The organism is Pseudomonas sp. RIT411, from assembly GCF_003057735.2.
GTDB classification, from domain to species: domain Bacteria; phylum Pseudomonadota; class Gammaproteobacteria; order Pseudomonadales; family Pseudomonadaceae; genus Chryseomonas; species Chryseomonas oryzihabitans.
In genome coordinates, this window is record NZ_QBIZ02000027.1 from 1 (window position 1) to 21508 (window position 21508).

Annotated in this window: 22 protein-coding genes; 14 read left to right on the forward strand and 8 right to left on the reverse strand. The window is 66.4% G+C overall.

Annotated elements, in window-relative coordinates; translation table 11 throughout:
- Positions 1-442: 442 nt before the first annotated feature.
- From cmoB to lon, 4 genes are all read right to left on the reverse strand, one after another.
- Positions 443-1411 (reverse strand): tRNA 5-methoxyuridine(34)/uridine 5-oxyacetic acid(34) synthase CmoB, encoded by a 969-nt coding sequence (gene cmoB, locus DBY63_RS23240; RefSeq protein WP_108582940.1) that lies wholly within the window; start codon positions 1409-1411, stop codon positions 443-445.
- On the reverse strand, positions 1408-2145 hold the full coding sequence (gene cmoA / locus DBY63_RS23245) for a carboxy-S-adenosyl-L-methionine synthase CmoA (protein ID WP_027598420.1): 738 nt from the start codon (positions 2143-2145) through the stop codon (positions 1408-1410). Before cmoA ends, cmoB begins: the two co-directional genes overlap by 4 nt.
- 63 nt (positions 2146-2208) lie before the next feature.
- A complete protein-coding gene (locus DBY63_RS23250) occupies positions 2209-2601 on the reverse strand; it encodes a protease inhibitor I42 family protein (protein ID WP_108582941.1) in 393 nt (130 codons plus the stop codon).
- 61 nt (positions 2602-2662) lie between these two features.
- Positions 2663-5053 (reverse strand): endopeptidase La, encoded by a 2391-nt coding sequence (gene lon / locus DBY63_RS23255; protein ID WP_027601420.1) that lies wholly within the window; start codon positions 5051-5053, stop codon positions 2663-2665.
- A gap of 228 nt (positions 5054-5281) precedes the next feature.
- Between lon and DBY63_RS23260 the strand changes: the two genes are divergently transcribed.
- The 5 genes from DBY63_RS23260 (at position 5282) to DBY63_RS23280 (ending at position 10038) form a co-directional block, all read left to right on the forward strand.
- Positions 5282-5947 (forward strand): methylamine utilization protein, encoded by a 666-nt coding sequence (locus DBY63_RS23260; protein ID WP_042138079.1) that lies wholly within the window; start codon positions 5282-5284, stop codon positions 5945-5947.
- On the forward strand, positions 5931-8249 hold the full coding sequence (locus tag DBY63_RS23265) for an EAL domain-containing protein (protein WP_074584722.1): 2319 nt from the start codon (positions 5931-5933) through the stop codon (positions 8247-8249). The genes DBY63_RS23260 and DBY63_RS23265 overlap by 17 nt, the downstream gene beginning before the upstream one ends.
- Positions 8246-9097, forward strand: coding sequence for a DUF3034 family protein (locus tag DBY63_RS23270; RefSeq protein ID WP_042138083.1), 852 nt, complete (start codon positions 8246-8248; stop codon positions 9095-9097). Before DBY63_RS23265 ends, DBY63_RS23270 begins: the two co-directional genes overlap by 4 nt.
- Positions 9097-9522: a group 1 truncated hemoglobin gene (locus DBY63_RS23275; protein ID WP_108582942.1), complete on the forward strand. Its 426-nt coding sequence runs from the start codon at positions 9097-9099 to the stop codon at positions 9520-9522. Before DBY63_RS23270 ends, DBY63_RS23275 begins: the two co-directional genes overlap by 1 nt.
- A gap of 78 nt (positions 9523-9600) precedes the next feature.
- Positions 9601-10038: a DNA methylase gene (locus DBY63_RS23280; RefSeq protein WP_007163017.1), complete on the forward strand. Its 438-nt coding sequence runs from the start codon at positions 9601-9603 to the stop codon at positions 10036-10038.
- Between the two features lie 51 nt (positions 10039-10089).
- Here the strand turns inward: DBY63_RS23280 and DBY63_RS23285 are convergent, their stop codons facing one another.
- On the reverse strand, positions 10090-11196 hold the full coding sequence (locus tag DBY63_RS23285) for an alpha/beta hydrolase (protein WP_108582943.1): 1107 nt from the start codon (positions 11194-11196) through the stop codon (positions 10090-10092).
- Positions 11197-11302: 106 nt separating this feature from the next.
- On the opposite strand from DBY63_RS23285, the gene DBY63_RS23290 reads away from it, so the two are divergent.
- A complete protein-coding gene (locus tag DBY63_RS23290) occupies positions 11303-11506 on the forward strand; it encodes a hypothetical protein (protein WP_256594513.1) in 204 nt (67 codons plus the stop codon).
- Here the strand turns inward: DBY63_RS23290 and DBY63_RS23295 are convergent.
- Positions 11503-12486 (reverse strand): DctP family TRAP transporter solute-binding subunit, encoded by a 984-nt coding sequence (locus DBY63_RS23295; RefSeq protein ID WP_108582944.1) that lies wholly within the window; start codon positions 12484-12486, stop codon positions 11503-11505. The genes DBY63_RS23290 and DBY63_RS23295 overlap by 4 nt on opposite strands.
- Before the next feature lie 166 nt (positions 12487-12652).
- On the opposite strand from DBY63_RS23295, the gene DBY63_RS23300 reads away from it, so the two are divergent.
- The gene (locus tag DBY63_RS23300; protein ID WP_007163021.1) at positions 12653-13486 is read left to right on the forward strand and encodes an aldo/keto reductase; all 834 of its coding nucleotides are present in this window, start codon (positions 12653-12655) and stop codon (positions 13484-13486) included.
- Here DBY63_RS23300 and mnmC read toward each other — a convergent pair.
- Both mnmC and DBY63_RS23310 read right to left on the reverse strand, forming a co-directional pair.
- Positions 13483-15420 (reverse strand): bifunctional tRNA (5-methylaminomethyl-2-thiouridine)(34)-methyltransferase MnmD/FAD-dependent 5-carboxymethylaminomethyl-2-thiouridine(34) oxidoreductase MnmC, encoded by a 1938-nt coding sequence (gene mnmC / locus DBY63_RS23305; RefSeq protein WP_108582945.1) that lies wholly within the window; start codon positions 15418-15420, stop codon positions 13483-13485. The genes DBY63_RS23300 and mnmC overlap by 4 nt on opposite strands.
- 55 nt (positions 15421-15475) lie before the next feature.
- Positions 15476-15691, reverse strand: a complete 216-nt coding sequence (locus tag DBY63_RS23310) for a DUF6316 family protein (protein WP_007163023.1) — start codon at positions 15689-15691, stop codon at positions 15476-15478.
- Positions 15692-15988: 297 nt separating this feature from the next.
- On the opposite strand from DBY63_RS23310, the gene DBY63_RS23315 reads away from it, so the two are divergent.
- The 7 genes from DBY63_RS23315 to DBY63_RS23345 all read left to right on the forward strand — a co-directional run bounded on the left by DBY63_RS23315 (position 15989) and on the right by DBY63_RS23345 (position 21376).
- A complete protein-coding gene (locus tag DBY63_RS23315; RefSeq protein ID WP_027598409.1) occupies positions 15989-16627 on the forward strand; it encodes a peroxiredoxin in 639 nt (212 codons plus the stop codon).
- Positions 16628-16790: 163 nt separating this feature from the next.
- The gene (gene ssuE, locus DBY63_RS23320; protein WP_027598408.1) at positions 16791-17378 is read left to right on the forward strand and encodes an NADPH-dependent FMN reductase; all 588 of its coding nucleotides are present in this window, start codon (positions 16791-16793) and stop codon (positions 17376-17378) included.
- 15 nt (positions 17379-17393) lie between these two features.
- A complete protein-coding gene (locus tag DBY63_RS23325; RefSeq protein ID WP_027598407.1) occupies positions 17394-18359 on the forward strand; it encodes a sulfonate ABC transporter substrate-binding protein in 966 nt (321 codons plus the stop codon).
- Positions 18360-18383: 24 nt separating this feature from the next.
- The gene (gene ssuD / locus DBY63_RS23330; protein WP_027598406.1) at positions 18384-19532 is read left to right on the forward strand and encodes an FMNH2-dependent alkanesulfonate monooxygenase; all 1149 of its coding nucleotides are present in this window, start codon (positions 18384-18386) and stop codon (positions 19530-19532) included.
- Positions 19533-19542: 10 nt separating this feature from the next.
- A complete protein-coding gene (ssuC, locus tag DBY63_RS23335; RefSeq protein WP_017639828.1) occupies positions 19543-20331 on the forward strand; it encodes an aliphatic sulfonate ABC transporter permease SsuC in 789 nt (262 codons plus the stop codon).
- On the forward strand, positions 20328-21137 hold the full coding sequence (ssuB, locus tag DBY63_RS23340; protein ID WP_058792177.1) for an aliphatic sulfonates ABC transporter ATP-binding protein: 810 nt from the start codon (positions 20328-20330) through the stop codon (positions 21135-21137). The genes ssuC and ssuB overlap by 4 nt, the downstream gene beginning before the upstream one ends.
- A gap of 23 nt (positions 21138-21160) precedes the next feature.
- The gene (locus DBY63_RS23345) at positions 21161-21376 is read left to right on the forward strand and encodes a TOBE domain-containing protein (protein WP_007163030.1); all 216 of its coding nucleotides are present in this window, start codon (positions 21161-21163) and stop codon (positions 21374-21376) included.
- Positions 21377-21508: the final 132 nt, after the last annotated feature.

Sequence of the window (21508 nt, forward strand, 5' to 3'; positions counted from 1 at the left end):
ACCCCCGCTCAGTTCACTCTGGCGGGGGTGTTGTCTTTGGGGCGGGAAAAGTTTGGCTGGGCCTTGGGGCGCCTAGGCGCTGGGGGCAGAGAATTGGCCAGCGAAGGCCTGGGGCTGCGTAGCTGAGGTGGCCCTCACCCTAGCCCTCTCCCGGGGGGGAGAGGGGACCAGGAGCGGAGTGGTAAAGAGTTTGGAGTAGGGCCTGCTAGACGGTGCTGCTGACATTCTGCAAAGAGCCAAAGAGCCACAACCGCCCGGCTGCGCCGGGCTATCGCGGCCATGGCAGTCCGCCGATGCCGCCGCTCCTACAAGGAGGCATGCCGTAGGAGCGGCCCATGGCCGCGATCGGATGGCTGGATGTTGGGCTTCGCTGCGCTCAACCCAACCTACCGCAGCGTTACAAGAGCAAGAAAAAGCCCGGCAGATGCCGGGCTTTTTGCGTTCAGGGTTTGCGGGCTATCAGGGTGGCGCGCAGGGGAGCGGGGAGGCCTTCGACAGTCAGGCTTGGATCTTCCGGATTCAGGAAGTCCGGTAGCGACTGGAAGCCCATCCATTCGGTGGAGCGCTGTTCGTCTACCGTCGTAGGGGTGAGATCCACCAGGCGGACGTCGCGGTAACCGGCGCGTTGCAGCCAGAGTTGCAGGGCGGCCGCCGAGGGCAGGAACCAGACGTTGCGCATCTGCGCGTAGCGGTCTTCGGGGACCAGGACGGTGGTGGCATCGCCTTCAACGACCAGGGTTTCCAGGACCAGCTCACCGTCGCTGTCGAGGCAGTTCTTCAGATCCAGCAGGTGGTCGATGGGCGAACGACGATGGTAGAACACGCCCATGGAAAAGACGGTATCAAAGCCGCCGTCCAGGACGGGCAGCTCTTCCAGTGTCAATGGCAGGTGCCAGGTGGGCAGGTCGGGCAGATAGCGGCGCAGGGCCTGGAATTGGCAGTGGAACAGCCAGTTGGGATCGACCCCCAGGACCAGGCTGGCTCCGGCGCCAAGCATGCGCCACTGGTAGTAGCCATTGCCGCAGCCGACATCCAGGACGCGCTTGCCCTGCAGATCCAGGTGAGGGGAGACCCTGTCCCACTTCCAGTCGGAGCGCCATTCGGTATCCAGGTGGAGATCGAACAGCTGGAAGGGGCCCTTGCGCCACGGGCGCAGTTGCAGCAGTGCCTCGCGCAGGGCCTGGTGCTGCTCGGCTGAGGGCACGCCGACGAGGCGCACGGCCTCACGCAGTTCGACAGCCGCTACAGCGATTTCGGGGAGCGCATCGACACCCGCTTGCCAGCGCTGCAGATCGCCGTGGCCGCGGGCGTACTTGGCGGCCAGGACGGCTTCGAGGGACTGGGACCAGGTGGCCAGCGGGGTATCCGCCAGCGCCCGCTGCAGGGCTGCGAGGTAGGAAGGCTGGGTCATGGCAGGGCGATCAGGGAGGTGAAGTTGAGGCATTGGAACCAGGGCACGACGGTGGTGAAGCCGGCGGCCTGGAGGCGCGCACGGTGTTCGTCCAGGGTGTCGGTGAGCATGACGTTTTCCAGCGCGGTGCGTTTCTGGGCGATTTCCAGCTCGCTGTAGCCATTGGCTCTCTTGAAGTCCAGGTGCAGGCCGTTGAGCAGGGCCTGGGTCTCGGTCTCCGGAAAACGGATCTTTTCCGACAGCAGCAGGGCGCCGCCGGGCAGCAGGCTGGCGCGCAGTCGGCTGAGCAGGCCCAGGCGCTGTTCCGGGGCGATGAATTGCAGGGTGAAGTTGAGGGCGATCACCGAAGCTGGTTCGAGCGGGACTTCGAGGATATCGGCTTCCACCACCTCTACCGGGAGCAACTCCTCATGCATGGAGTCCTGGGCGCTGAGGTATTCGCGGCAGCGGGTAACCATGGCGGTGGAGTTGTCGATGGCCACCACCCGGGTACCCTCGGCGCGGACATGACGGCGCAGCGCCTGGGTCACGGCGCCCAGGGAGCAGCCGAGGTCATAGAGGCGGCTATGAGGCTGGGCGAACCGTGCGGCGATGACACCGAGATTCTCGACGATGGTGGGATAGCCCGGCACGGATCTCTTGATCATGTCGGGAAAGACGCGCACCACGTCTTCGTTGAAGGTGAAGTCGGCAGGAGGCTGCGGCGACGCGAACAGGCGGTCGGCTTCGCTCATGGGCGGTACCTGGAAAATCGAAAGGGGGCATTGTACCCCCGGCAGGCACCGCTGGACGTGGGCTCAGCGGATTTCGATACGGCAGTCGAAGCGGGCCTGGGGCTCGGCTTCGGCATCCCAGGGCTGGCGAGCCTGGAGTTCGAGATGGGCGCTGCCGGCGCTCTGGGCGCGGAAGCGCCAGAGGGACTGACCGGCGCTGCCGATGCCGCCTTGGTCCTGGCGCTGTTCGCGAAAGACTTCCGGGCCGAGTTGCCTGAGGTTGTCGCTGCGCTGAAGGATGGTCCAGCGATAGCCGCTGGTGGGATCGCTGGGCAGGGTCAGGGTCAGTTCCTGGCCGATGTGCATGGCCAGCGGGGTGCAGTCGCTGTCGTCACCCAGGATGAGGTTGCCGCTCGGCTGGGTGCTGCTGCAGCCGGCCAGGAGCAGACAGCCGCAGAACAGAAGACGGTTGGACATGGAAACCTCCGGGGTATGACGGCAAAACGCAGAGCATACCCCAAGAGGTCGGACGGTCAGACTAGAAGAGCACCTTGGCCACGTCGGCGAAGCGCTTGGCGAAGTGGACGGTCAGCCCCTCCTTGAGATAGGCGGGCAGCTCTTCGAAATCACCGCGATTGGGCTCCGGCAGGATCAGTTCACTGATCTTCTGCCGCCGCGCCGCGATGACCTTTTCCCGTACCCCACCAATGGGCAGCACCTGGCCGGTCAGGGTCAGCTCGCCGGTCATGGCCACGTTCTTCTTAGGCGCCTGGTTGCGCGCCAGCGACAGCAGGGCGGAGGCCATGGTGATGCCGGCGCTGGGACCGTCCTTGGGCGTGGCGCCTTCGGGTACGTGCAGGTGGACGAGGGCCTGGTCGAAGAAGTTCGGATCACCCTTGAAGTCCTTGAGATGCGCGGTGACGTAGCTGTAGGCGATCTCGGCGGATTCCTTCATGACGTCACCCAGCTTGCCGGTGAGCTTGAAGCCGCGATTCAGAGTATGGATGCGCGTCGCCTCGATCGGCAGGGTGGCGCCGCCCATGCTGGTCCAGGCCAGCCCGGTGATGATGCCGACCCCGGACAGCACCTGCTCCTTGCGGAAGGGCGGCATGCCCAGATAGTCCTCGAGATCCGAGGCGCCGATCTTGATCTTGAGCTTGGGGTCCTCGATGAGCCTGACCACCGCCTTGCGCACCAGCTTGCCCAGCTGCTTCTCCAGCTGGCGTACGCCGGCTTCCCGGGCATAGCCTTCCACCAGGGCCTTGAGGGCACTGTCGGTGAGCGTCAGGCGATCCTTGGGCACCCCGGCCTTGTCCAGCTGCTTGGGCCAGAGGTGCCGCTTGGCGATGGCCTGCTTTTCCTCGGCGATATAGCCGGAGAGGCGGATGACCTCCATGCGGTCCAGCAGAGGCCCGGGAATGGAGTCCAGGGTGTTGGCGGTACAGACGAACAGCACCTTGGACAGGTCGAGGCGCAGATCCAGATAGTGGTCGAGGAAATCGACGTTCTGTTCCGGATCCAGGGTCTCCAGCAGTGCCGAGGCGGGATCGCCCTGGTAGCTCTGGCCCATCTTGTCGATCTCGTCGAGCATGATGACCGGATTCATCACCTTGACGTCGCGCAGGGCCTGGACGAGCTTGCCGGGCATGGCGCCGATGTAGGTACGGCGGTGGCCCTTGATCTCGGCTTCGTCCCTCATGCCGCCGACACTGAAGCGATAGAAGGGGCGGCCGAGGGATTCGGCGATGGACTTGCCGATGCTGGTCTTGCCCACCCCGGGCGGACCCACCAGCAGCACGATGGAGCCGGTCACCTCACCCTTGAAGGCGCCCACCGCGAGGAATTCGAGGATGCGATTCTTGATGTCGTCGAGCCCGGCGTGGTGCCGGTCGAGCACCTTGCGCGCGTGCTTGAGATCGAGCTTGTCCTGGCCGTGGATACCCCACGGCAGATCGGTGGCCCAGTCCAGGTAGTTGCGGGTGACGCCGTATTCCGGCGAGCCGGTCTCGAGGATGGACAGCTTGTTCAGCTCGTCGTCGATGCGCTTCTGCGCGGCTTCGGGCAGGATCTTGCCGTCCAGGCGCTGGCGAAAACCTTCGATGTCGCTGCTGCGATCGTCCTTGGTGATGCCCAACTCCTGCTGGATCAGCTTGAGTTGCTCCTTGAGGAAGAATTCGCGCTGGCGCTCGTTGATCTTGCGATTGACCTCGGCGGACAGCTCCTTCTGCAGGCGGGCGACCTCTACCTCCTTGCGCAGCAGCGGCAGGACCTTTTCCATGCGCTGCAGCATGGGCACGGTATCGAGCACCTGCTGCAGTTCATCGCCCGGCGCGGTGGTGAGGGCGGCGGCGAAGTCGGTGAGCGGCGAGGGATCGTTGGGGCTGAAGCGATTGAGATAGTTCTTCAGCTCTTCGCTGTACAGCGGGTTGAGGGGCAAGAGCTCCTTGATGGCGTTGATCAGCGCCATGCCATAGGCCTTCACCTCGTCGCTGGGATCGGGACTGGGACGCAGGTGCTCGACTTCCACCAGATAGGGCGGACGCTGACGGCGCAGCCAGCCGCGGATGCGCACCCGCGACAGGCCCTGGGCCACGAACTGCAGCTTGCCGTCCTGGCGGGTGGCATGGTGGATGCGCACCAGGGTGCCGTGCTGCGGCAACTGGTCGGGATCGAAGCCGTCGGCATCGCCGGGTTGCTGCTCCATGTAGAACAGCGCCAGGCAATGGTGGTCGGTCTTGGCCACCAGCTCCAGGGTTTCCGCCCAAGGCTCTTCGTTGACAATGACGGGCAGTACCTGCGCCGGGAAGAAGGGGCGGTTGTGAATGGGGATGACGTACAGCTTGTCGGGAAGATTCTGGCCGGGTAGCACCAGACCGGTCTGGCCGGCTTCTTCGCTGAGAATGTCCGCTTGGTTGTCCTGATCGCTCATTGGCGTACCTTGGGCTTGGATGTAGGGCCAACATGGGGCGAGGGCGCTGCTTTTTCAACGCAGGCCGAGACCTGTCCTTCTTGACCGCCGGGCACCGCTTGAAGTGCGACGACCGGGGCAACGACTGGCCGTCGCGACGATAAAGATTCCCCCGAGACTGCCGCTAAAGCTGAAGTCACGCCGCGAAGCCGGCGAGAGTTTCCAAGGGCGCGCGGTGGAGAACAGCGGGTGAACAAGCGACATCTAGTAACGGGATTGCTGGTCTTGGGCCTCGGCAGCGCGCAGGCGGCGCCGGTCGCCGTGCAGGTCGTGGACAGCCAGGGAGCACCCCTGGCCGATGCGGTGGTTATGCTGTCGGCGCCGGGACTGGTGCCCGAGCGGCGGCCCGCGGCCATCGACCAGCAGAATCGGCGCTTCGTCCCCCATGTCCTGGCGGTGGCCACCGGGACGGCGGTGAGCTTTCCCAATACCGACGACATCCGCCATCAGGTCTATTCCTTTTCCAGCCCGAAGCGCTTCGAGCTGCCGCTCTACCACGGGCTTCCCAGCACGCCGGTGGTGTTCGACCAACCGGGCGTGGTGGTGGTGGGCTGCAATATCCACGATTGGATGGTGGGATACGTCTACGTGACCACCGCCGGGCGCTCTGCGGTGACCGACAGTCAGGGCCAGGCCCGCCTGGAGGCGCCGGACGGTCATTATCAGCTGGCACTGTGGCACCCCGACCTCAGCGACAAGCAGGAGGTCGCCCAGCCTGCGCTGGACGTGGCGGGCAAGCCGGTGACCCTGAAACTCCAGCTGGCGGTTCAGCCGAAGCCGCAGTCCGTGGAGCCGGCGAGCTCGGCTTTCGAGGATGCCTTCCACAAGGCCACGCACGATGAAGCTCATCCATAGTTTCCAGACCCGCATCGCCGGCAGTCTTTTCCTGCTGATGCTGGTGGTCATCACCCTGGTCTATCTGACGGTCAAGGCCGCCACCGAGGCCAGTGCGGTGCGCCAGTCCTATGACCAGCTCGACACCGGGGCGCGGGTCTTTCGCCAGGTGCTGGACGGGCGCTGCCGCCGGCTGAACGATGCCGTGCGGGTGCTCGCCGCCGATTTCGGCTTTCGCGATGCCGTCGCCAGTGGCGATGTGCCGACCCTGAGGTCAGCGCTGGCCAACCATGGCGCCCGGGTGGGCGCGGGCGATACCTATCTGCTGGATCTGGACGGCCGGCTGATCGCCAGCACCGTGGCGGCGCACAGCCAAGGCGAGCGGCTGCCCGTCGCGGTGGCGTCGGGCAATGACGGCAGCTGTGTGCTGGCGGGTACCGGCCTGCCGCAATTGCGGGTCACGGTGCCGGTCCGGGCTCCTGTGCCCATTGCCCAGGTGGTGATGAGTTTCGCCATGGATCAGGCCATGGCCGAGGAATTTCGCTCGCTGATCAACCTGGACGTGGTGTTTCTCGGCGAAGCGGCGCTGATGGCCAGTACCCTGCCGGAGGCGCAGGGACGGCTGCTGCTGCCTGAGCTGGCGAACGCGCCCAAGGGCAGCGATAGCTGGCAGCTGATCCTGGGTGATCGCCGCTATCAGGTCAAGCGGCTGACCCTCGGCACCGCCGACCATCCGGTACAGGTCTATCTGCTGCGTTCGCTCGATCTGGCCATGGTCGAGTTCGAACCCCTGCTCAGGCAACTGGCGCTGATCGCCGGCGGTGCCCTGCTGGCGGCGCTGCTGGGCGCGCTCTGGCTGGCACGCAACCTGGCCCAGCCGTTGCGGCAGCTGTCGGTGATGTCCTGGCGGATCGGCCAGGGGGACTACGGGGTCAAGGTGGAAGTCCAGCGCCGGGACGAATTCGGCCGCTTGGCACAGGTGCTCGAAGAGATGCGCCAGGGCATCGCTGAACGCGAGCAGCGGCTAAATCACAATGCCTTGCATGATGCCCTGACCGGATTGCCCAATCGCATCCTGGCCGAGGAACGCCTGCGGGTCTTCATCGCCACCCAATCCCAGGTTTCGCTGCTGTACCTGGGGCTGGATGGCTTCCAGGCGATCAATGAAAGCGCCGGGGTCGCCGGGGGCGATCGGATGCTCAGGATGGTGGCCGAGCGGGCGCAGGTGCTGCTGGCCGGCCGTGGCTGCGTCTCGCGACCGGTGGGCGACGAGTTTCTCGTGCAGTTCTGCCGCGTCGGTCTGGAAGGCGCGGTGGGGCTCGCCGAGCAGCTGCGTCTGTCGCTGGCCGAGCCGATCGAGTGGGAAGGTCAGCTGTATCGTCTCAGTTGCCGCATCGGTGTCGTCGAATATCCGCGCCATGGCGACGATCCGACCCAGCTGATCGAGCGCGCGCGCAGCGCCATGCTCGATGCCGGGCAGTTGCCGGATCGCCTGCGGGTCTATGATGAAGGACGGGATGCGGCCCAGCAGCGGCGTCTGCAACTGGTCCACGATCTGCCGCTGGCGGGCGAGCGGGGTGAATTGATGCTGGTGTTCCAACCCAAGGTGGCGCTGCAGGGCAGCGGGCCGCACCAGGCCGAGGTGCTGCTGCGCTGGCGCCACGCCGAACTGGGCATGGTCTCGCCGGGTGAATTCATTCCCCTGGCCGAGCGCAGTGGCAGCATGGCCGGACTCACCCGCTGGGTGATCCAGGCGGCGATCCGGCAGCTGGCGCTCTGGCAGACCCAGGGCCGAGAGGTCAAGGTGTCGCTGAACGTCTCGGCGGTCGACCTGGCCGATGCCCGACTGCCTGAGCGGGTCATGGGCTGGCTGGATGACGCCGGCGTCTCGGCGCGGCAGCTGACCTTCGAGATCACCGAGAGCGCCATCATGGCCGATCCGGAAGCGGCCATCGCGCTGCTGACCCGGCTCTCCGTGCTGGGCATCCGGTTGTCGGTGGACGACTACGGCACCGGCCAGGCTTCCCTGGCGCACCTGAAGCGGCTGCCGGTGGACGAATTGAAGATCGACCAGTCCTTCGTGAAGGAGCTGGCACCGGGCAACGATGACGCCGTCATCGTCCGCTCGACCATCGAGATGGGCCACAACCTGGGTCTGGAGGTGGTCGCCGAAGGGGTCGAGGAAGCCCGAGCCCTGGCGCTGTTGCGCAGCTGGGGCTGCGATGTGATCCAGGGGTACTACATCAGCCGTCCGGTACCGGCCGTGGAATTCGAGGCCTGGATGGAACGGCAGAGCCAGCCTGTGCTGGAGGCGCTGTCATGAAGCGTGGCTGGCTGCTGGCGGGGTTGCTGCTGGCGACCGGGGTGCAGGCCGACGGCGGCAAGCTGCTGGCCACCGGCGGCGCCAGCAGTCTGGAAGGCGCGGCGGGCGGTGGTATCACGCCCTGGGCGGTGATCGGCGGCTATGGCGAAAGCGGCCAGCCCGGCGCCACCGCCTTCGCCACCCGGGTGTGGACCGGTGACTATCGGCTCGATGCCACCGGCGTCGCGGCGGCCTACGACAATCGGGTGGAAGTCTCCTATGCCCGCCAGCGCCTGGACATGCCGACCCTGCGGCGGTTGATGAAGCTCGAGGAAGACAGCCTCAGCCAGGACATCGTCGGCGCCAAGGTGCGCCTGGCGGGTGACCTGATCTACGACCGGCTGCCGCAGATCGCCCTGGGCGTGCAGTACAAGCATCAGCGCGACTTCGGCATTCCCGCGGCCGTGGGGGCGCGGCGCGACAGCGATGTCGAGGGCTACCTGGGTGCCAGCCGGCTGTTTCTGGGCGGCGCCTTCGGCTACAACCTGCTGCTCAACGTCGGTCTCAGGTACAGCCGCGCCAACGAGATGGGGCTGCTGGGCTTCGGTGGCGATCGCAACGACAGCCGTCAGTGGCTCAAGGAGGGCTCGGCGGCGGTGTTCTTCAATCCCCAGTGGGCGGTAGGCATGGAATATCGCGAGAAGCCGCAGAATCTGTCCTTTACCCGAGAGAGTGACTGGGTGGATACCTTCGTCGGCTATTTCCCCAACAAGCATCTGTCGCTGGTGCTGGCCTATGCCTGGCTGGGCGAGATCGCCACCCTGGACGATCAGCAGGGCCTCTATCTGTCGCTGCAGGGGAGCTACTGATGCAGGCGAAGCCTCTGGTGCTGGCGGCGCTGCTGCTGATGCTGGGTTGCACGCCCCAGCCGCCGGCGGGTGATCGGCTCTATCAGGAGCTGGGTGGCCAGCCCGGCATCACCCGAATCGTCGAGGGGATGCTGCTCAACGTGGCGCGCGACGGGCGGATCCGGCACTACTTCGCCAATGTCGACATCGCGCGGCTGCGCAAGCTGCTCATCCAGAAATTCTGTGCCGATGCGGGCGGTCCCTGTCGTTATGAAGGGGCGAGCATGGCGGAAAGTCATCGCGGTCTGAATCTGCAACCCGCCGACTTCAACGCCCTGGTGGAAGACCTGCAACTGGCCATGCAGCGCGAGGGCATCCCGGAGCGGGCGCAGAATGCCCTGCTGGCGCGGCTGGCGCCGCAACGCGGCCAGGTGATCCGCCAGTAGCCTGCCGGCTGTCGCTGGTTTCGAACCTCGTCCGCGCCAGATCCTCCCTAGGCAAGATGCCTACGAGAGGGATGATGCTTGAGCAAGACGACTTCTGCGGCCGATCTCGGTCTGACCCTGGCGCCGGGCGACGAGCCGGCGCTGTTCGGCTGGTTCCTGGCCAGCTACCTGTTCGGCAAGCGCATCTCCCAGAGCATCGCTGCCCAGGCCTGGACGGTGCTCTATCGCAAATACGGCCGCGACACGCCGCGCAAGCTGCTCAATCTGAGCTGGCAGCAACTGGTCAACTATCTCGGCGAGGGCCACTACCGGCGTTATGACGAGAGCACCGCCACGCGCCTGCTGGATGTCTGTCGTCATCTGCAGGAAGACTATGGCGGCAGTTTTCTCAAGCTACGTAACGCCAGCGCCGATCGTGCGGATTTCGAGCGCCGCCTGCAGACCCTGAAGGGGGTGGGCCCCAAGACCTGCGAGATCTTCATGCGCGAGGCCGGGCCCTTGCTGTTTCCCGACTGAATGCACACCGCCGGCATGGGGCCGGCGGTGTTCACGACGGACGGAAGACTGTTATTTGCCCAGGTCCGTCTTGAGACGGCTGCCGGCATAGGCCTGGGCGTCCTTGGCCTTCTGCACCACCGCAGCGGTGCCGAAGAACTCGTGGGTGACGCCCGGATAGACCTTTCGCTCCACCTGGACGCCGGCCTGGCGCAGGGCGGTCTCCAGGAAGCCACCGTCGTCACGCAGGGGATCGATCTCGGCATTGACGATGGTCACCGGCGGCAGGCCGGCGAGGTCGGCGCGAGTCAGGTCCAGGCGCGGATCCTTGAGATCGGCGGGCGTACGGGTCACCTGTTCGACGAACCACAGCATCATCGGCCGATTGAGCGGCTTGGCGTCCGCATACTGCTCGTAGGACGGGGTATGGGTATTGGTCTGGGCCACCGGATAGACCGACAGCACGTGCTTGGGTGCGGTGAGACCGGCCTTGCGGGCGGCCACGGCGGTCGCCACCGCCAGGTTGCCCCCGGCGCTTTCACCGGCCAGGGCCAGCCGCTGGGAATCGCCGTTGAGCGAGCCGGCGTGGGTGGTCACCCAGCGATAGGCCGCCAGGGCGTCATCATGGGCAGCGGGAAACTTGTATTCGGGCGCCTGGCGATAGTCCACCGAGACCACGATGGCATTGGCCTGCTTGGCCAGACCGCGGGCGCCACCGTCGTAAACGTTGCGATCGGCGAACACCCAGCCGCCGCCGTGGAAGTAGAGGATGACCGGGAAGGGACCCTGGCCCTCGGGGGTGTAGATGCGGGCGGGCAGCACGCCGGCGGCGCCATCCACAGCACGGTCGACGCTGGTCACGCCGGGTACCAGGGCCTCAGGCTGGGTGGGACGACCCTCGTCCTGCAGGACACCCTTGACCGCATCGGCGATGGTAGGCTGTTGGCGGGCCTGCTGAGCGGTGAGTTTTTCCACGGCCTTGGGATCGAAGCTGGCGTATTTGTTCAGCACCTTCTGCATGTCGACATCGGTGCGCGCCATGCTCTTGGCATTGCTGATCGCCTCGGCACCCAGAGAACGTTTTTCCGGATCGCGGACGCAGCCGGTCAGAGCCAGACCGGCGCCAACCAGAGCGAGGGCGAGGAGGGTGGGTTTGCTACGCAAGACGGATAGCGGCATGGCGGAAATCCTGTGCGAATTCAGAGGGCCTACCTGCAAACCGACATGCTTATCGCGCGAGAGGTTCCGGCGGACCGCTGGCAGGTACCTGGCGATCGGCCTGCTGGTGCTGCTGGGTAGCCAGGCCGTCGCCGAGCCGGCGGCCTACTGGCGCTGGCGCAGCAACACCGATGCCCAGGACTTCTGTACCCAGACGCCGCCAGGGCCGGGTTGGGTCCGGGTCGCGGGACCCTTTCGCGATCTGCAGTGCCGCGAGGCGGGCAGTCTGCCCCTGCGCCGCTGGGCCGCGCCGCCGCAACAGGCCCGCTAGTTCGAGGTTTCCGCCGCCTTGAGCAGCGAGGCGCCGAGCTCGCCTTCATAGCGTTGCCAGACCGGACGCATGGCCTCCCGCCAGCGCGCCCGTTGCTCGGGAGTGAGGGTGATGATCTCGCTGCCACCCGCGGCGGCGATGCGCGCCCGATCACGCTGGTTTTCCGCCTCGGATTGCTTCTTCACCTCGAAGGTCACCTGGTCGATGATCTCTTCCAGGGTGCTGCGTACGGCGAAGGGCAGGGTGCGCCAGCGATCCGCCTTGACGATCAGCATGTAGTCGAGGGCGCCGTGGTTGCTCTCGGTGAAATAGCGCTGCTGCTGGTCGAGACGCTGGCTCCAGTAATTGGACCAGGTGTTCTCGGTGGCATTGACGGTGCCCGTGGTGAGTGCCTGCAGGGTCTGGTTGAAGGGCAGCCTGACCGCCGTGGCGCCCAGGGCCTCGAACTGGCTCTGCAGGACGTCGGAGTTCTGGATGCGGAACACCAGTCCCTTGGCGTCGCCGGGTTCGCGCAGGGGCTTGCGCGCCGACAGCTGCTTGAGGCCGTTGGGCCAGTAGGCCAGGCCGATGACCCCGGCTGGCTCCAGGCTCTGCAGCAGCTGGCGACCGCTGGGCCGGGCCTGGAAGTGATCGAGCGCCGCACGACTCTCGAACAGGAAGGGCAGGTCGAACAGCTTGAGCTTGGGACTGAGTTCGGTGAGCTTGCTGATAGCCGGCGCCAGGATGTCGACCTTGCCGTCCTGCAGTGCCTGGAGTTCGTTGGCATCGGTAAAGGCCGTGCCGCTGGGCAACACCTCCACCTGGACCTGACCGGCGAGGCGCTGCGCCACCAGCTGCTGGAACAGCTGAGCGCCCTTGCCCTTGGGGGTCTCCGGCGCTACCACATGGGAAAACCTCAGAGTAATGACGTCAGCGTAGCTGGATGTCATGGGCATGGCGGCGGAGAGCAGGGCGCAAAGGCCCAGGATCGACGACTTCATGGCAGGTCCTGGTGATTTTTCTTGGAATCCTTGTAGGCGTACTTTAACAGTGCGACGTCAGGTCGCAGGGCCTGTGGGAAGGCGTTGGCTGCCGTTTGGCGGATGACCGGGAGAATCGGCGTCGCGCTGGCGTTCTAACGACCACATCCAAGAGAAGGAAGCGCCCATGAATACCGCTCAAACCGTTCGTTTGCCCGATGGCACTACCGTTCCGGCGCTGGGCCAGGGTACCTGGCGCATGGGCGAGAACGCGGATCTGCATCGCCAGGAGGTCAGTGCCCTGCGCCAGGGCCTGGACCTGGGACTCACCCTGATCGACACCGCCGAGATGTATGGCGAAGGCCGCGCCGAGGAACTGGTGGGTGAGGCCATTGCCGGGCGGCGCGACGAGGTCTTCCTGGTGAGCAAGTTCTATCCGAAGAACGCCACCGAAGCCGGCGTACCCCTCGCCTGCGAGCGCAGTCTGAAGCGCCTGGGCACCGATGTCATCGACCTCTATCTGCTGCACTGGCGCGGCCAGGTGCCACTGATCGAGACGGTCATGGCGCTGGAGAAGCTGCGCGACGAAGGCAAGATCCGCCACTGGGGCGTTTCCAACCTCGACACCAGCGACATGCTCGAATTGAACGATGATCGCTGCAGCGCCAATCAGGTGCTCTACAACCTGGAACAGCGCGGTATCGAGCATGACCTGCTGCCCTGGTGCCAGCGTCAGCAGATGCCCCTGATGGCCTATTGTCCGCTGGGGCAGGGCGGGGATCTGCTGCGCCACCCGGCCCTGGCTACCCTGGCCGAACGGCATCAGGCCACCCCGGCGCAGATCGCCCTGGCCTGGGTGCTGCGTCAGCCGGGTGTGATCGCCATTCCCAAGGCCGGCGATGCCGGACATCTGGAAGAGAATGCGCGGGCCCTGGATCTGCGCCTGAGCGAAGAGGACTTCGCCCTGCTCGACGGCGCCTTTCCGCCGCCGCAAGCCAAGAGTCCGCTGGCGATCATCTAGCCGCCGCGAATCAACCGGCGCAGGGGGAAACGACTGGGGTGGCAGGCCTCGGCCACCTGTCGCGCCACCGGCAGGGGCTCGTCTTCCAGCCACGCCGCCAGCAGTTCGGCGGCCAGCGGGGTGGTGACCAGGCCACGGGAGCCGTGCGCCAGATTGACATAGAGTCCCTCGCGCCAGGGCGCAGGCTGCTCGGGTACCTGGCGGGCGTCGTAGGCCAGTGCCTGGTAGCGCTGGGCGAAGAGGTCTTCGTCCACCACCGGGCCGACCAGGGGCAGGTAATCCGGCGAGGTACAGCGGAAAGCCACGCGACCTTCCAGTTTCTCGGCTGCATAGCCTGCCGCTAACGCGGGTGACAATTCGGCGAGCAGGTGCAGGTTGCTCTGGTGTTCCACCTGGCTGGGTTCGGTGTCGCTCCGGTCGAACACGAAGCTGGCGCCCAGGCAGTGCCGACCTTCCCGCGCCGGGGCGAGATAGCCTTCGCCGCAGACCACGGTGGCCAGCGCCTGGCTATCCGGGGTTTCCGGCAGCGCGGACAGCTGTCCGCGGATCGCCTTCAGCGGCAGGCCGGGCAGCAGCGTTCGGGCCTGGGCGGCGCTGGCCACCACGACCACCGCCGCCGTCAGCGGCTCGCCCTGGGTGCTGGCCTGCCAGCCGTGCTCGGTCTGCTGGAGGGCGGTCACCTCGGTATGGGTGACCAGCTCGATATTCGGATGGGCCAGCCAGTGCGCGCACAGCGCCGGCGGATGCACCCAGCCTCCTTCCGGAAAGAACAGGCCCCCCGCCGTGAGACCGATTCCGGCCCTGTCGCTGGCGGCGTCGCTGTCCAGGGGCTGCAGCAGATCGGCGGGGAAGTGCGCGGCCAGTTGCGCCTGCCGCTGGGCGTCCTTGTCCGTCAGCGCCAGTTGCAGCACCCCGCAGGGTGACCAGGTCGCGCCCGTCGGCAGGGCCTGCAATTGGCGCAGGGTCAGGCCGAAGCCATCGAGGATCAGCCGACTGAGCGGGGTGTCATGGGCCGACAGCTTGAGATAGAGCACGCCCTGGGGATTGCCGGAGGCCTCCTGGGCGGGCGCCCCGTGGCGCTCGACGACCCGGACCTGCCAGCCGCGGCGGGCCAGGCTGGCGGCGGTGGCGCAACCGGCCAGGCCGGCGCCTATGACCAGGGCCGTGCGCGGGCCCTGGGGGCGCGGTGGGCGGGCATACCAGGGCACGGGATCAGGGGCGACGGGGCGTTCCAGCACGCCGGCCAACATTTCGCGCTTGTGGCCGAAGCCAGGCACCTTGGCCATGGCGAAGCCGGCCTCGTTGAGACCACGGCGGACGAAGCCGGCGCAGGTAAAGGTCGCCAGGGTGGTGCCGGCATGGGACAGCCGAGCCAGCTCGGCGAACAGCGCGGGCGTCCACATCTCGGGGTTCTTGGCCGGGGCGAAGCCGTCCAGGAACCAGGCATCGCAACGGGCATCCAGTTCGGGCAGGCGCTCCAGCACATCGCCGACCAGCAGGGTCAGGGTGATGCGCCCGTCGCCCAGGATCAGCCGCTGGAAGCCTGGATGGATCGCCTGGTACTGCCGCTGCAGCGCCGCGCTGTAGGGGGCGAGTTCCGGCCAGAGACTCAGCGCCTGGGCGAGATCGGCGGCGGTCAGCGGAAAGCGCTCGACGCTGACGAAATGCAGGCGCGCTTCCTGTGGTGCCAGGGCGTCGAAAAGTTGCCAGGCGCAGAGGAAGTTGAGGCCGGTGCCGAAACCCGTCTCGCCGATGGTGAAGACTTCGCCCGGCGCCAGCGCGGCGAAGCGTTCGGCCAGGCGATTCTGCTGCAGGAAGACATAGCGCGTCTCTTCCAGACCGCTGGCGCGGGAAAAATAGACGTCGCCATAGGTGCGGGAGTGGGGTTGCCCGGAGGCATCCCAGTCGAGCTGGGCGTGCTGGAAATCGGTCATGAGCGGCGCGGCCTGGGATTCAGGGCGCGCAGTCTAAAGGATCGAGCGCAGGCGGTCAGACGTTGCTGACGGATTGGCGCATCAGGCCCTGAGAGGTCTGCAGCCGCTCGACGTAGCGATCGATCTGGTTGAGGGCTTCTTCGCGGCTGAAGAAGGGGCCTTCCAGGGTGCCCTCGCGGGTGGTGAAGAAAAACTGACCGTTGACCACGCTGACGCGCTCGCTACGGAAATGGGTGCTGGCACCGGGGTCGTCATTACGTTTGCCTAACATGAGAATCTCCTCCTCGTCTTGCCAACAGACCATGGCGAGCGCTGCGGGTTGCCCCGCTCGGCCAAATGGCGGTCCGTCGATCTTCCTTAGGTGTAGCACCCTAGCGGCCGCTGCGCCTGGGTGGAAAAAGCGCGACGAAATTGTGAGGGGCATCACGCAGCACAGGGCGTAGCCGCCGGACGATGGCCCTGGACGGGTCGTCTTTCGCGTTATAACCACAGCGTGATCCGATCTTTCCCGCCCGCTCTGGTGGGCGGCATAGTGCCGCTATCCCTACCTGCATCAGGAGAACTGCCAATGACCATCCGTCTGGGCGACATCGCCCCCGATTTCGAACAGGATTCCAGCCTGGGTCGCATCCGCTTCCACGAGTGGCTGGGCGACAGCTGGGGCGTGCTCTTCTCCCATCCGGCCGACTTCACCCCGGTCTGCACCACCGAACTGGGCCTCACCGCCAAGCTCAAGGACGAATTCGCCAAGCGCGACGTCAAGGTGATCGCCCTCTCGGTGGACGGCCTGGAATCGCACCAGGGCTGGATCAAGGACATCGAAGAAACCCAGGCGACCGCCGTGGGCTTTCCGATCCTGGCCGACGCCGATCGCAGTGTCTCGACCCTCTACGACATGATCCACCCCAATGCCAACGACACCCTCACGGTGCGCTCGCTGTTCGTCATCGATCCGCAAAAGAAGGTGCGGCTGTCGATCACCTATCCGGCCAGCACCGGACGCAATTTCGACGAGATCCTGCGGGTGATCGATTCCCTGCAGCTCACCGACAATCACAAGGTGGCGACCCCGGGCAACTGGAAGGATGGCGATGACGTGGTCATCGTGCCGTCGCTCAAGGACGAAGAAGAACTCAAGCGCCGTTTCCCCAAGGGCTACACCGCGGTGAAGCCCTATCTGCGCCTGACCCCGCAGCCCAATCGCTGACACCTGCGGTGACAAGAAAACCCCGGCTCCGGCCGGGGTTTTTGTTTTCTGGTTATAACCAAGTGCCTAAAGGATATTTTTAGGGAATAAGCACCCCTTGCTAAGGTCCGCTCATTCCTTTTCGAGCGGCGCGACACCGCTCCTTTTTATCCTGGAGGCGGCGATGCAGGTGGTGACTTTGGCGGGCAGTCCGGGAGCGCGGTCGCGCTCCACCGGCGTGCTGGATCTGGCAGCGAACTGGCTGCAGGCGCGCGGCGTGGAACTGTCGCGCTGGCGTATCCAGGACTTTCCCGCCGCCGACCTCATCGGTGCCCGTTTCGACAGTCCGCCGGTGGTGGAACTGATCGCCCAGTTGCAGGCCGCCGATGGCCTGGTGATCGCCACCCCGGTGTACAAGGCCTCCCTGGCCGGCGCCCTCAAGACCCTGCTGGACCTGCTGCCCGAACGCGCCCTGACCCATAAGGTGGTGCTGCCCCTGGCCACCGCCGGTTCCAGCGGCCACCTGCTGGCCATCGACTACGCGCTGAAGCCGGTGCTTTCGGCGCTCAAGGCCCAGGAAATCCTCAATGGCGTCTTCGCCGACGACAGCCAGGTCAGCTACACCGAGACCGGCGTCGCCCTGACCCCGGCGCTGGAGCAGCGCCTGCACGAATCCCTCGAACAATTCCACGCGGCCCTGGTGCGGCGTCCCCAACCCCTGACCCCCGAGCTGCTGGCCGATCGCATCGGTCAGGCGCGCTGGGGCATCTGACCAGGAGCGTTAGTCATGCAGTTCTCCTTCACCCGTTCGCTGCTCGCCGTTTCCCTGCTGACCCTGGCCGCCGGCCTGGCCCAGGCGGAAGAGACGGTGCGCATCGGCTATCAGAAGTACGGCACCCTGATCACCCTCAAGGCTCGCGGCACCCTGGAGCAGCGCCTGGCCAAGGACGGCGTCAAGGTGCAGTGGACCGAATTCCCCGGCGGCCCGCAGCTGCTGGAAGGCCTCAACGTCGGCAGCATCGATTTCGGCGTGACCGGGGAGACCCCGCCGGTGTTCGCCCAGGCCGCCGGGGCCGATCTGGTCTATGTGGCCCACGAACCGCCGGCGCCCACCAGCGAAGCCATCCTGGTGCCCAAGGATTCGGCCATCCAGTCGCTGGCCGATCTCAGGGGCAAGAAGATCGCCCTGAACAAGGGTTCCAACGTCCACTACCTGCTGGTGCAGGCACTGGCCAAGGCCGGCATCCCCTACCAGGACATCCAGCCGGTCTACCTGCCGCCCGCCGATGCCCGCGCCGCCTTCGAGCGCGGCGCGGTGGATGCCTGGGTGATCTGGGATCCCTATCAGGCCGCCGCCGAGACCCAGTTGCAGGCGCGCACCCTGACCGATGCCACCGGCCTCGCCGACAACCACCAGTTCTATCTGGCCACCCGCAGCTTCGCCAAGGCCCATCCCGAGCAGGTCGGCGCCATCGTCGACGAGGTGCGCTCGGTGGGCGAGTGGGCCAAGGCCCACCCCGACCAGGTCGCCGCCCAGGTGGCGCCGCTGCTGAACCTGCCGCTGGACACCGCCGAACGGGTGGTCAAGCGCCAGGGCTATGGCGCCCGCTTCATCAGTCCCGAGGTGGCGGCGCAGCAGCAGAAGATCGCCGACGCCTTCACCGCCCTCAAGTTGATTCCCAAGCCGCTGGTCATCCGCGACGTGGTGTGGACCCCGCCCGCCAGTCTGCAGACCGCTGCCGCCAAACCCTGAATTCGCCTGCTGGAGAAAGTCCCCATGAGTCTCGATATCTTCTGGTTCCTGCCGACCCACGGCGATGGCCACTACCTGGGTACCGCCGAAGGCGCCCGCGCCGTCGACCACGGCTACCTGACCCAGGTCGCCCAGGCCGCCGATCGCCTGGGTTTCGGCGGGGTGCTGATCCCAACCGGTCGCAGTTGCGAGGATTCCTGGCTGGTGGCCGCCTCGCTGATCCCGGTCACCCAGAAACTCAAGTTCCTCGTAGCCCTGCGCCCGGGGATCATCTCGCCCACCGTGGCAGCGCGGCAGGCGGCCACCCTGGATCGCCTCTCCGGCGGCCGGGCGCTGTTCAACCTGGTCACCGGCGGCGATCCCGACGAGCTGGCCGGTGACGGCCTGCACCTGTCCCACAGCGAAAGATACGAAGCCTCGGTGGAGTTCACCCGCATCTGGCGTCGCGTGCTGGAGGGCGAGACGGTGGACTACGACGGCAAGCACATCCAGGTGAAGGGCGCCAAGCTGCTCTATCCGCCGCTGCAGCAACCGCGCCCGCCGCTGTACTTCGGCGGCTCTTCCGATGCCGCCCAGGACCTGGCCGCCGAGCAGGTGGAGCTGTACCTGACCTGGGGCGAACCCCTGGACGCGGTGCGCGAGAAGATCGAGGCGGTCAGGGCCAAGGCCGCCGCCCAGGGCCGCACGGTGCGCTTCGGCATCCGCCTGCACGTGATCGTCCGCGAGACCAACGAAGAGGCCTGGAAGGCCGCAGACCGGCTCATCGCCAACCTGGACGATGCCACCATCGAAAAGGCCCAGGCCGCCTTCGCCCGCTTCGATTCGGTCGGCCAGCAGCGCATGGCCGCGCTGCACGGGGGCCGCCGCGACAACCTGGAGATCGCCCCCAACCTCTGGGCCGGTGTCGGCCTGGTGCGGGGCGGCGCCGGGACCGCGCTGGTCGGCGACGGTCCCACCGTGGCCGCGCGGGTCAAGGAATACGCCGCTCTGGGCATCGATACCTTCATCTTCTCCGGCTATCCGCACCTGGAAGAATCCTACCGGGTGGCCGAACTGCTGTTCCCGCACCTGCCGGTCAAGCGGCCGACCCAGGTGGAGGGCGCCAACTACGTGAGTCCCTTCGGCGAGATGGTGGCCAACGACATCCTGCCGCAGAAAGCGGCGCAGAGCTGAGGGGGCGGGCATGAGCAGTACGACCGAACGTCAACTCCAGCGCCTGGCGCCCTGGGTGGTGCCGGTGGCCCTGATCGTCGCCTGGCAGCTGTCGGTGAGCAGCGGCCTGCTGTCCAGCCGCATCCTGCCGTCACCGGCGGCGGTGCTGGAAGCGGGCTGGAGCCTGGTCAAGAGCGGTGAGCTCTGGCAACACCTGGCCATCAGCGGCTGGCGTGCCGGTATCGGCTTCGCCATCGGTGGCAGCATCGGCCTGGCGCTGGGCTTCATCACCGGGCTGTCGAAATGGGGCGAGCGCCTGCTCGACAGCACCCTGCAGATGGTGCGCAACGTGCCGCACCTGGCGCTGATCCCGCTGGTGATCCTCTGGTTCGGCATCGACGAGTCGGCCAAGTTGTTCCTGGTGGCTCTGGGGGTGTTCTTCCCCATCTACCTCAACACCTACCACGGCATCCGCAACGTCGATCCGGCGCTGGTGGAGATGGCCCGCAGCTACGGCCTCTCCGGGGCGCGTCTGTTCTGGCACGTGGTACTGCCGGGCGCCTTGCCGGCCATCCTGGTGGGGGTGCGTTTCGCCCTCGGCCTGATGTGGCTGACGCTGATCGTCGCCGAGACCATTTCCGCCAGCTCCGGCATCGGCTACCTGGCGATGAACGCCCGGGAATTCCTGCAAACCGACATCGTGGTGCTGGCCATCCTGCTCTATGCCGTCCTCGGCAAGCTGGCGGATCTCGCCGCCCGCGGCCTGGAACGCGCCTGGCTGCGCTGGCACCCGGCCTATCAGAAGGGAGCCCACGCATGACCAGTCTGCAAGCCGTTCCGCCGCTGGCACGGGGCATCGCCCTGAAGCTTCAACAGGTGGTCAAGACCTTTGGCGAGCGCACCGTGCTCCATGGGATCGATCTGGAGATCCCGGCCGGTCAGTTCGTCGCCGTGGTGGGCCGCAGTGGCTGCGGCAAGAGCACTCTGTTGCGCCTGGTGGCCGGACTCGACCGCGCCAGTGGCGGCACCCTGCTGGGGCAGGACGAACCCCTGGCGGCGCACCGCGAAGACACCCGGCTGATGTTCCAGGACGCGCGCCTGCTGCCCTGGAAACGCATCATCGACAACGTCGGCCTGGGCCTCAAGGGCGACTGGAAGCCCAAGGCGCTGGAAGCCCTGGCAGCGGTCGGCCTGGCCGATCGCGCCCAGGAATGGCCCTCGGCGCTGTCCGGCGGCCAGAAGCAGCGCGTAGCCCTGGCCCGCGCCCTGATCCACCAGCCGCGCCTGCTGCTGCTCGACGAGCCGCTGGGCGCCCTGGATGCCCTGACCCGCATCGAGATGCAGCAACTCATCGAAGGCCTCTGGCAGCGCCACGGCTTCACCGTGCTGCTGGTGACCCACGACGTGGGCGAGGCGGTTGCCCTGGCCGACCGCGTGGTGCTCATCGAAGACGGCCATGTCGGCCTGGATCTCGACGTCAACCTGGCGCGCCCCCGGGCCGCCGGCGATGCCCAGCTGGCCCGCCTGGAAGCCGAGGTACTGGCCCGGGTGCTGCAGCAGCCGCTCAACCCCGATCTACCCGAAATCGTGCAACCCCTGCCCACGCAACTGCGCTGGGCCTACTGATCGTTCATCCGAGGAGTTCTGCCATGACCATCAAGGCCATCAACGTTCGCAACCAGTTCAAGGGCACCATCAAGGAAATCATCGAGGGCTCGGTGCTTTCCGAGATCGACGTCCAGACCGCCGCCGGCATCGTCACCTCCGTCATCACCACCCGCTCGGTCAAGGAGCTGGAACTCCAGGTGGGCAGCGAGGTGATCGCCTTCGTCAAATCCACCGAGGTATCCATCGCCAAGCTGTGAGGCGGCCCTGCTGGTGAGGAAACCCGCCCTGGTGGCGGGTTTTTTGTTTTGGCCTGGTGTTGGGTATCCGCGTCACTGCCACGATTCTGCAACCTGGGTCGGTTCCAATGCCGCTTTTGCCTGGAGGAATGC